Source organism: Legionella sp. (assembly GCF_965140895.1).
Classification (GTDB): Bacteria; Pseudomonadota; Gammaproteobacteria; order Legionellales; family Legionellaceae; genus Legionella.
Genome location: NZ_CBCSKT010000118.1, coordinates 32,932 through 43,460, shown reverse-complemented (window position 1 = coordinate 43,460; position 10,529 = coordinate 32,932). Strand labels below are relative to the sequence as shown.

Genomic DNA, 10,529 nt, shown 5'->3' with positions numbered 1-10,529 from the left:
TGTTCTCGAAGCAGACTGTGTTTCACTATCGTGTGTAATCCATCTGCAGACAAATGTTTCCGTACAAATCCCAACTGATTTCCTAAGTAAAATAATAGTGTGGCGATAGTCTACGAAAAATTAATTCCTAGAGCACCTATGAGCCGCTAATTTACTGGATATTTTTTAATGGCGGGAATTGCTGAGAATTAATGAGTAGTGAAGCAATAAACTACCTTGCAGCCAAAAATAAAATTGAAGGTAATTCCTCAGAACCTTTGTTAGAGGAAAAAAATAGTACACTTCCCTTTTTATTAAAAGTTTTGAGCCGAGAACTTGGATTCAAGTTAGATTTTGATGTTCAACACGACTTGGAACATAATAAACCCGCATATACCCCATAAAATAATTTAAGAAGTTTAGCCATAAAGCAAAAGGCACGAAATAAACTTCGTGCCTTAATCACATCAAGATTGATATCAATAGGCTAGCTGTAATGCAAAACCTAGGCCAAAAAATAAAGCCAACGTAGGTTTATCAGGGGAGGTCTCCATAAGATTAGCAAGTATGGTCGCTCCCGTAGTTGCGTTCATATTCCCATAGTTGTTTAAAACAGCGCGCGAGGGCGCGACTTGATACTCAGGAAGATCCAGATTATGTTTGATATTATCTAATATTTTACTTGAACCAGTATGAATTGCCATATTGAAGTCACTTAAGGTGATATCAGAAAGAACCGTTAATACTTTGGGTAGATAATTTTGAAATAATCTAGCCACCAGTCTGTGCGGTTGTTGATAGAAAAAACCAAAAGGCGGTAAATGAGGTGGAGTTTTAGTCCCTAAACCAATAACCTCCAAAAGATGGATGTCATCTGGAGCTAAATTAGACCATTTATGAAAATGACTGAAATTTAATCCTCCCTGCTCATTGGAGCATAGAGCAGCAGCACAGCCCTCACCAAAAAGATAACGTTGTATTGCTAATCCAAGTAGTTTACATGATAAACCGGCCATTTGTTCGGAAGATACTGTTTTGCTATAGGCAATTAACTCACTTTGCAGCCACGGGTTTAACAGTGGGGTTGCCATCATTTCTACCGTTAATACAACGACACGTGCCTGAGGATATTTATGGAGATAAAGCTCCGCCTCGCGTAGACCGGAGATGAAACCGGAGCATCCTTCTCCCGTGAGGGCGATTACCGAAGGGCAGATAAACTGCTCATGCCGTTTTTGTAAATGACTAATTACCGAATAGCCAATATGAGGGGCGGGGGTATCGGTTATATTAGCAACCAAGATTAGTCGATCCATTTCGCGTAAAGGCTCTTGGTTCATCATCAATTTATCATAGGCAATGGCTCCTTGTAATGCAATAACGTCCGTTCCGGAATGTTCCATCCACCAGTCCATTGTGGCTTCTGGCGTGCATAAAATATTTCTGTGGCTAACTCCTAAATTTTCAAAGAAATTGTCAGTTGATTTAATTTCATCGACAAAGTGTTTGCCTCCGAGTTTTACCATTACTTCCGAAAGTTCGTTGTCTTGAGTGGCAAGTAATTTTTCTAATTCGGGAGTCGAGTATGATTTCCCGGGGAAGTACGTTTTTATCTCATTGATGTTCATATACAACTCACAAAGTACAAAAATCACATAGATTATAGGTCGCTATTTTTTGCAGTGCACAATATTTGTTGGTTCTTTGCGAAATCTTATCAAAATATATTCATTATCTGACTTGTGTTCCTATAAGCTATCTGTGATTGCATTTTTTTACGCTATTGAACTTTCCTGTTATAGGAACCAATTTTATGGAGTTTCGCGTGGCAGCGTCGCTGTATTTTAATTATTCCCCATCAACAATATGAATTAATGTATTGGTGTGTTTAAGTAATGAATCGATCTTAACATCTTCCATTTCTGCTTTTTGGATAGAGGTAAGCGTTTCTTTATTGCGAAGCGCTTTATCAATCCAAGTTAACGAGGATCTAAGGCCTAATAATGTAGGATAGAATCTAATGTTATGATTAAGAAGAGAAATTGCATAAAACAAGTTATTTTTTTCCCAGGAAAGATCACGGGTTGACTCTTCCTTTTTTAATTCTTGAAGAATGGTATTTAATAATTCTAATTCTTCACTTTGTATTTCTCGTATCTCGTTTTCACCAAGTTCATCAGAAATGGCTCGTTCAATGCGAGCTTTTTCGCTGAAAAGTGAATCTAATATTTGCTCATCCATGAATGCCTCTTAAAAAGTATAAGTCTTTAATTTAAATATAGACCTTTATTCCAGATTAAGCTTGACGATTTTATGACGTTTATTGATTATTTATACATCAATAATGTGCTAATATCATTCGCCCCAGTCGTGAAGACAGTATGCTTATTGAGCTAAAGACACGCATATGTGCCGCATACTGGAATTATTCATTTTACAAAATGAGGAACCAAGGACGTTTTACTCACCAACGGGTGGCATACATGGAAGAATTGGTACCCAAAAACGCCGCAGAAAGTAACTCTTGGACCTCATGGGTGGCTCGTTTTTTGTCCATCCCCCAAGAACCCCAGAGGATTGACTTATACTTAAAATAGAATAGAACATCGTAGTGCGCACTTTGATTTAACCCCATTGAAGCCAGACATTACAAGATTATCTTGATGCCTACGCATAATTAATTTAAAAAAATTTTAACCAATTTTTCATTCTGTTAGGTTTTTACGCAAGTTAATAGGAGGGTGTGATTTTTGCAAGAGGACAATTTTTGGCCTAACATTAAAGAATATGGACTTTTAAAGGGAACTATCATGACCTCCCATATTCAAGATGATCCCCCCACGGATTACAGCTCTAATTATAAACAAAGCTATCAACAAATGAAGCGTAGCCCAGAAGAGCAATTAATTGTAGATATTCAAGCGCAGTTACGCTCAATGGAAGGAAAAGGGCAGCCTGGTGGTACGCGCGAGCAAAAGCGGGCTGTGTTAAATGAAGCGTTATCTGTACTACAAGGGGAGCCGGGACACGACTCTAACTCGCTTAAAACAGTTATGGAAGATAATCCTAAGTACGATAAAGGTTTTTCATTTAGAAGTGCAACCGGCAAGCTCCTTGATCGTGTGCTCGAGCTCACAGAGCAACCGAATTCGCCTTCATTGCAATAAATGAAAAAGCAAATCAATATTCATTCAAGGACGGACTTGAATGAATATTTTTATAGCACGGTGGTTCAGGAGTGTGTGGGTAAAATCGCCCATTTTTTGGGTGCCACTCATCAGGTTCATTTATTTCCCGAAGCAATGATGAAAATCAATAAAATGCCGAATGGGATTTTAATCAAAAGTGAGTCCCAGGACAGCATTCTGATGCCTTGTGTATTACGTGACCCAGGTTGTGGCTTTTTAGTCTTCCAAATCAATCAAGTGAGGAAAAAGGAAATCCCTAAATTGGGACAGGCGTTGCTCGACTTTTGCCTTAGCTTAGAAAAAGCTCCTTTTTCTGAAGAGGAGTATTTAATTGAGGGAGTTAAGCAGGGGGTTAGTCATCTGTCTTTAAATAATGCTCGCTTTTTAAATAAGGTTTTTCCGCTTGACCTCGATAAGCTTTATATCGATCTCCCCATAGACGATTTAGTTGAAGACATCAAACAAATCACCAATACGTTGGAATTAAGACTGATGCATCATTCTTGGGAGGATTCTGCTGAAGAAGTGGACCTATTAGCATGGATTCATACAGGTAGTGAATGTTTTCCTAAGATTATTTTTGACCGCTGGTTCTTTGAGATTGCGGACTATAGTTTTTTCAATAAATTAGCCAGTGAAGATGAGATTAATCAAGGTTTTTGTGGAGTAAAAAACGACTGTGACCAGGCGGAAGAATACAAGCAATGGATTTTTGCTTCCATGAACTTTTGTCTTTATAAACGCTGGTGGCTCTACACTCAATTAGAAAAGTTTTTTAATGAGACGTTTAACCTGGAGCCTAAAATAATTAATGACCGATGCCACGCAGGGCTTTTTAGTGTACAAGAAAATGGTTCTAGTTATGATCTGCAAACGCGAGGGGTACAACTCTTAGCGGCTCATCAAAACGAACCTTGCTTAATCGCAGGTCAAAAGGAAAGTATCGCCTATTTATTCTTGGATGTACTTGAATCCTTTGTGGGACATGGCACCAGTTATTCTTTTGATGAGTCAATGGATTACAGAAAAGAACTTCCTAAACCGCTTCATACTAACATCGACCATCTTATTATTAATGTGCCCATTGAACCTCAGAAGAGTCTGGCTTATAACTACAATATTTATCACCAATGCCGTTATGTAAACGCCAAACAGGAACCTATTATTCTTTATCCGCTATTAAATTATCACGGAAACTATCTACGTAAGGTGGTGCTATGAACACTACAGAGCTCCCATTTTCTTTCGGCGAGCTCAGCCAAAATAATTACATCTGGCTGACGCTTACTAATTTATGCAATATCCATTGCAAATATTGTTTTAATTACGTGCATAAAAATAATGAACATATGCCAGAAGAATTGACCCTTGATATCATTAAAGCTCACTTAAAATCGCGTGGCTTAGGTGCTAGCCAAAAATTTCAGGTTGTTTATTTTGGTGGTGAGCCTACCGTCAATCAAAATGCACTTCTTGCTGCGGTGAATTTCTTTATTGATGAGGATATAGATTGCCAGCAATATTTAATGACCAATTCCATTTTTAATCAACATGTATTTAATAATCTGCTGTCTAAAAACATTGATTTTCAGATCTCTTATGATGGAGCCTCTGGGAACTTAAGATTTCGCAAGAATTCTAAAACTGTAGTGAATGATGAAGTAATCAATACGATCAAAGGACTAACCGATGCAAACGAATCAGTGAAAATCCGCGCTACCATTCATAAAGAAAATGTAGCTTACATCCCTGAATTAGTGCAAACCTGTGCATCCTTACAAATAAATAAGCTCATGTGCGCACCCACTTGCGATTTTGGGGATAATAAACTTAATTCGGTATCCCAAGCAGATGTGCAAGCGTACGTGGAGTCGATGCAAAAAGCTTATGAGCTGTCCGAGGAGCTTGGAGTCAATCTGGAAATACAAGGCGAATCCTACTTTCGTAATGGCTTGCTACACAAAATGGAAATCCCTTTTGTTTGGCTTCCAGATGGTTTTGTTGCGATGACAATCACTTACGCTACCTCAAAGGCAAAAGGAGCCGATAAAATAATTATCGGTAATATTAGCGAGGGACAAATCAAACTAAATCAGCCTTTAATTGAAACAATGAAAAGCAATTTCGCCAAAAACGTTAGCATTTATTGTGCCGATTGTCCCATACAAAAATTATGCCGAGGCTCCATTCATTTTACTCCCTTTGCAACCGATACGTTTGTACCAGAGCGCGATGGCTACTTTTGTGAGGTGGCTAGGAATATGGTTAAAGCCTTCCCTCACTCTGTGTGATTGCTCATTAAGGTTTAGATTTTTTTAAGTTAGGCTCATCAGAACTTTCATCCTGTTCATCCATAGTTTTGCGTTTGAATTCATTATTATTGACTACATTAAAGAAGGCTGGGGTGTATTGAGTGTTGGTACTTAATAAGTTGTTTTCCTCCGGAATGAGGTGTTTCTGTTCTGCGGTGAGCAAATTTTGTTGCAAAAGAGTGTCAATTAAAGCCCATTGTTGCGCATTAATTAAGAGCGTGAGTACATCAGTTCCTTGATTTTCCCCTCCTTGTGTTAGGGGGGCTAACAATTCTGAGGTAATTATCTTTTGCGATAGCAGCTCTTTGATGATATCCCATTTCTGCCCTTGAGCGCATAGATACAGCACACTAATTCCTTGTTGCACTCCTTCAAAAGACATAGCTGCCAGCATGGGGGCTTTAATTAAGCCTTTCAGTAAAAGCATGTTAATTAAATCCCATTTCTCTCTTTTTGCTAAAATCCATAATAGATTGGTTCCTCGAGTGATTCCTACGAGTGAGGTAGGCTCGAGTAATTCCACAGTAATTAATCCTTCCCGGTTGAATAATGTTTGAAGTGTATCCCATTGCTTATAGATGCCTAATTGATACAGCACGTTTATCCCCTGAATATTACCCTCCATAAGCTTAACTGCCAGCATGGGCTGATTAATTAAGTCGTGCTGTACAACAATGTTAATTAAACCCCATTGCTGATGGTTTGCTAAAATCCATAATAGATTAAGTCCCGCATTAACTCCTGTGGACTCTGTAGACGTGAGCAATTCCGTAGTAATTAATCCTTCCTGGTTAAATAATTTTTTAAGCAGCTCCCATTGCTGATGATAAACCAATCGATGCAGGGCTTTGCTCCCCTGAGAAGGATTAGCGTCCATAGATGTAGCCGCCAGCATGGGGGAGCTAATTAAGTTTTTCTGTAGAAGAATGTTAATTAAATCCCATTTCTGATTTTTTGTTAAAACCCATAATAAATTAACTCCTTTGTGTGCTGAGGGAGTGAGTAATTCCCTGGTAATGAATTCGTATCTGTTTAATAATTGTTCAAGAAGCTCCCATTGCTTATTGAGAGCGAATAGGTACAATACATTCCGTCCCATAGAATCACCGACCGTAGGCATAGCTGCCAGCATGGTGGGGCTAATTAAGTCGTGCTCTACAAGAAGGCTAATTAAATCCCATTTCCGATTGTTTGCTAAAATCCATAATAAATTAATTCCTTGATTGACTCCCTGGAGTGCTCTAGGTTCGAGTAATTCTGTGGTAATTAATTCGTTCTGGTTGAATAATTGTTTAAGCAGTTCCCATTGCTTCGAGCAACCTAATAGAGACAGCACATTCATCCCCTGAAAATCACCGACCGTAGGCATAGCTGCCAGTATGGTGGGGCTAATTAAGTCGCGCTCTACCAGAATGTTAATTAAATCCCATTTCCGATTGTTTACTAAAATCCATAATAAATTAATTCCTTGATTGATTCCCTGGAGTGGAGTAGGTTCGAGTAATTCCGTGGTAATTAATTCCTTCCGATTGAATAATTGTTTAAGCAGCTCCCATTGCTTAGAGTAACCTAATAGAGACAGTACGTTCATCCTCTGAAAATTACTGACCGTAGGCATAGCCGCCAGCATCGTGGAGCTAATTAAGTCGCGCTCTACCAGAATTTTAATTAAATTCCATTTCTGTTTGGTTGCTAAAATCCATAATAGATTGACTCCTTCGAGTCCTGTAGGAGTGAGTAATTCTGCAGTACACCCGCGCAATAAAAGTTTTTCAATGGTATCCCATTGCTGATATTTACCTAATAAATGCAGTACATTAGTTCCCTTCAGGCCACTTTCCTCATTCAGAGGGCGGGAGGCAAGTTGTGTTTCAGTAATTAAATTATGGGCGATCAGTTCATCCAATAGCTCCCACCGTTGTTCTAGAACGAGAATCCAGAGCAAATTAACTTCACGATGGGTTTTATAATGGATTGGGGTTAAGAGATGTTTTGTTGTAAACCAATCATACTCGGCCAGCTTCTCAATAAGTCCCCAATAGTACGCATGCACGGCATATCCGAGTAGGGTTGTTTCTCCTATACCTTCACAATGATAGTGTATGTTGAATAGGGACTCAAAGGATCTATCGTGCTCTGGATATACATGTAGCGCACATAAATAGCTTAATAGTTTATCGGGATAACGAGTTATCAGTTTCTGTGCGCCCGGTTGATTTTCCTGGGCGTAGCGATTCAGAAGACGTCCTTGTTGCCGGAAATCTAAATGCAAGATGCAATCAATTAATTCCTGCTCCCAGATCAGGTCAAGAAGTGGTTTATCTAAAGCATGTACTCTGTGTGACAGTTCGACTCGTTCCTCTGGAAGTTGTTCAAATAATTGATTCAATACAAAGCAATATTGAACTTGTTCTTCCAATGATAAGTGTTCTGGATTGATCTTTTTGACGTGCTCCAGCGTGATGACTTCCGGTATTTGCGTGCGTTCACACCAAAGCAGGCCATGATGAGCACAGAGGGTGAGATTGGGTTCAATTTGCAGACGGAACTGGTTGCCAGCCTCTAGGTACTGTTGGCTAAATTTTTTAATGATTTGGGGTTCCAGGAGCGTGGTTAAGGTGGGTAAATCATGGAGAACAATCACACCATTGTCGTCAACTTCACTCAAATCATAAAAGCTCAGTGTAATTAATGCCCCATATTTTTGGTTCCATTGTTCCAGTGCATTGGTAAAGAGGATTTGTTCTTGAGAAAATAAAGCGTTTTGGCCCATTATTTGGAGCAGTTCAGGATTTGTTATCGTGTTCCAGTTGGTTCTAAGTTCTTTCAGTTTGTCGCTCAGTTCCGCATGCAACCTAGTCCAATCATCTCGAAGTTTAACGAGTAAAAGCCCCAGCATTCTATAGGGCGTGAATTGTTCCTGTAATCTCTTTTTGAAATGCAGTCGGTTAAAAGGAGTAATATTTCTCTCTGCGGCAGGAATGTAGCTGTCATCTTGCTCAGATAATCCAAAGTCTTTAGCGACGTGATTGTAATAGGCATTGACATAGTGAATCTCAAAAGCCTCATAATCTTGATTGTCGCCAAATAGAGATTGTATTGTTGGAAGTGCATGCTGCTGAATGAATTCTGTTTTAATTTGTTGCAAAGCCTCATTGATACCCAAATGGGCTTTTAACTCATTTGTTGCATTGCGAATGTTGGTTTGGATTCCATCGGCACATACATTCAAACCTGTTTGTAGCTCCCTGAGTACCTTGAGTTTTCCATCAAGCGGAATGTGCTCGTTTTTCAATAACAAACATAATTCTTCCAGGTTCTTTTTGCCTTCATTAAAGAATGCAGCCTCATTCTCCTCAAAATAATGATTCGCTCCAAATAAATAGTTTTTGAGGAGCGCAAAGGCAGGAGATGGTTCTCCATTGTTTGTAAGTGCATCATTGAGCAAGATGCCACACTCATGCCGGTCACACCAGGTTTTAAGATTATCTAATAACGTCTCGTATTGACGTTGAAAAAAACTAAAATCAGAAGTTTTGCGAAAAAATGCTAATTGTTCTTTGAGTGCTGTTGCAGATGTGGGGGTAAAATAGAGAGGCACCTCACCATAAAGTACAGAATAATCAGTGATTTTATTTTGTCCAGGAGGAGACATAAATGACGCATTAAAAGTGTTTTGTGGCATGAAAAACCTTTGGTTAAAAAATGAAACAATATGCGCATATAATATCCCTATGCGTGTTTTTAATCAACGGAGGTGTACGCTAGTTTTCCTTTGCTACATTAATGTCTGGTGTACATGAAATGTTTCAATAATGTAAAACTCTAGTTAGCCTAAGATATTTATGATTAGTTACACCCGCAGGTTTTAAATAGACCATACATAAAATGGCAGCATACAATGCGATAATGCAGCAAAAAACGATTGGTAAAATGAGTGACGCAACAATTAAAAAACTACCTGCAATGCAGATGATAGCATCACCTAACGTACGTAAACTTACTTGAGTACCCATGACTTCTCCTTGAATGGCCGTATGAGACATGTTTGATATATGGATTGTCATGGTCGTCGTAACACGGGTGATACTAAAACCAATGAAGGCGAAGAATAGAAACATTGTTATAGGGTGTTGAAAAATAATCATGGCCGCAAAAATTAACGCTGTAACCATCATCGCTCCAATAATAGCTTGGTGAATCGGCATGCGTTTGGAACGATGGTGTGGAAGCCATGAAGCACCGAAGGCTAGAGTAGCCGACAACGCCGCATTATAAAGCGCAATCATTCCTGGAGACATAGTTAAGCCCAGCCAACGAGCTTATTTAAATATTCTGTAATGCGCATGCGTTGCATAGGCTAACATTTCTGCATCCCCAGAGCTGTCACCGTAGGCATAAATTAAACGGGGTTCATTTCCAATGATCTCTAAAACACGAGTTAATTTCTCTGCACCGTTACAACTTTGCCCATGAATTGTACCACTTGCAACATCATGCGAATTAAAATCAATTTGCGTGGAGACTATCGCGTCAAAGCCACTAACGTTAGCCCAATAATCGATATAAACATTAAACGCCGCAGTTGCCAAGATGCAATAGTGACCTTGTTCTTGATGCCATTTCAGTCGTTCCAAAGCAGTTTCTTTGACCAAAGAAGGAATAATTTGATTAGAAAAATGCTCACCTGCTTGGTATAAATGTTCACGAGGCACGCCTTTAAAAAAGGTGTGCGCAATGACGTTATTTAATTGATCCAACTCACTAAAATGACAATGATAACTAATCAGCGAAGGGAGCTTGGTAAGCAATTTTAGTAAAAAAGTGTGTCCACTAATGAATTTTAAAAAAGGAGTTGTAGTACTTTTTTTAGTAATCGTACCGTCAAAGTCAAACAATGCAATTGTTTGATTATTAATGATTTTTTTTGACATGATAAAAATCCAAAATAAATCGTGTTGGCTCATATCAAGTATAGCTGGAATAACAATGTATTTTTAATGGTATATAATTAACCTTATTGGCAAATTCTATTCCATATATTTCACCA

The 10,529-nt window shown here is 38.8% G+C and carries 9 protein-coding genes; 4 read left to right on the top strand and 5 right to left on the bottom strand.

Features of this window, described 5'->3' with window-relative positions; translation table 11 throughout:
* Window positions 1-191 precede the first annotated feature (191 nt).
* A complete protein-coding gene (locus tag ACQY7T_RS12365; protein WP_428413818.1) occupies window positions 192-383 on the top strand; it encodes a hypothetical protein in 192 nt (63 codons plus the stop codon).
* A gap of 75 nt (window positions 384-458) precedes the next feature.
* Here the strand turns inward: ACQY7T_RS12365 and ACQY7T_RS12360 are convergent, their stop codons facing one another.
* On the bottom strand, window positions 459-1,607 hold the full coding sequence (locus tag ACQY7T_RS12360; protein WP_428413817.1) for a hypothetical protein: 1,149 nt from the start codon (window positions 1,605-1,607) through the stop codon (window positions 459-461).
* Window positions 1,608-1,827: 220 nt separating this feature from the next.
* Window positions 1,828-2,220: a hypothetical protein gene (locus ACQY7T_RS12355; protein WP_428413816.1), complete on the bottom strand. Its 393-nt coding sequence runs from the start codon at window positions 2,218-2,220 to the stop codon at window positions 1,828-1,830.
* A 569-nt stretch (window positions 2,221-2,789) separates the two neighbouring features.
* Between ACQY7T_RS12355 and ACQY7T_RS12350 the strand changes: the two genes are divergently transcribed.
* From ACQY7T_RS12350 to ACQY7T_RS12340, 3 genes are read left to right on the top strand one after another with little or no spacing between them, the layout of a single operon-like run.
* Window positions 2,790-3,146: a hypothetical protein gene (locus ACQY7T_RS12350; protein WP_428413815.1), complete on the top strand. Its 357-nt coding sequence runs from the start codon at window positions 2,790-2,792 to the stop codon at window positions 3,144-3,146.
* Between the two features lie 36 nt (window positions 3,147-3,182).
* Window positions 3,183-4,388, top strand: coding sequence for a hypothetical protein (locus tag ACQY7T_RS12345; protein WP_428413814.1), 1,206 nt, complete (start codon window positions 3,183-3,185; stop codon window positions 4,386-4,388).
* A complete protein-coding gene (locus tag ACQY7T_RS12340) occupies window positions 4,385-5,458 on the top strand; it encodes a radical SAM protein (RefSeq protein WP_428413813.1) in 1,074 nt (357 codons plus the stop codon). Before ACQY7T_RS12345 ends, ACQY7T_RS12340 begins: the two co-directional genes overlap by 4 nt.
* A 7-nt stretch (window positions 5,459-5,465) precedes the next feature.
* On the opposite strand, the gene ACQY7T_RS12335 is transcribed toward ACQY7T_RS12340, so the two are convergent.
* The 3 genes from ACQY7T_RS12335 to ACQY7T_RS12325 form a co-directional block, all read right to left on the bottom strand.
* Window positions 5,466-9,164 carry a hypothetical protein gene (locus tag ACQY7T_RS12335; RefSeq protein ID WP_428413812.1) on the bottom strand — a complete coding sequence of 1,233 codons (3,699 nt, stop codon included), beginning with the start codon at window positions 9,162-9,164 and terminating at the stop codon, window positions 5,466-5,468.
* 124 nt (window positions 9,165-9,288) lie between these two features.
* Window positions 9,289-9,780: a hypothetical protein gene (locus ACQY7T_RS12330; protein ID WP_428413811.1), complete on the bottom strand. Its 492-nt coding sequence runs from the start codon at window positions 9,778-9,780 to the stop codon at window positions 9,289-9,291.
* Window positions 9,781-9,801: 21 nt separating this feature from the next.
* Window positions 9,802-10,413: an HAD-IB family hydrolase gene (locus ACQY7T_RS12325; RefSeq protein WP_428413810.1), complete on the bottom strand. Its 612-nt coding sequence runs from the start codon at window positions 10,411-10,413 to the stop codon at window positions 9,802-9,804.
* Between the last annotated feature and the right edge of the window lie 116 nt (window positions 10,414-10,529).

Bases quoted from the DNA above. Each gene is read 5' to 3' on its own strand.
- ACQY7T_RS12365 (WP_428413818.1), top strand. From the start codon at position 192: ATGAGTAGTGAAGCAATAAACTACCTTGCAGCCAAAAATAAAATTGAA.
- ACQY7T_RS12360 (WP_428413817.1), bottom strand. From the start codon at position 1,607: ATGAACATCAATGAGATAAAAACGTACTTCCCCGGGAAATCATACTCG.
- ACQY7T_RS12340 (WP_428413813.1), top strand. From the start codon at position 4,385: ATGAACACTACAGAGCTCCCATTTTCTTTCGGCGAGCTCAGCCAAAAT.
- ACQY7T_RS12350 (WP_428413815.1), top strand. From the start codon at position 2,790: ATGACCTCCCATATTCAAGATGATCCCCCCACGGATTACAGCTCTAAT.
- ACQY7T_RS12355 (WP_428413816.1), bottom strand. From the start codon at position 2,220: ATGGATGAGCAAATATTAGATTCACTTTTCAGCGAAAAAGCTCGCATT.
- ACQY7T_RS12330 (WP_428413811.1), bottom strand. From the start codon at position 9,780: ATGTCTCCAGGAATGATTGCGCTTTATAATGCGGCGTTGTCGGCTACT.
- ACQY7T_RS12325 (WP_428413810.1), bottom strand. From the start codon at position 10,413: ATGTCAAAAAAAATCATTAATAATCAAACAATTGCATTGTTTGACTTT.
- ACQY7T_RS12335 (WP_428413812.1), bottom strand. From the start codon at position 9,164: ATGCCACAAAACACTTTTAATGCGTCATTTATGTCTCCTCCTGGACAA.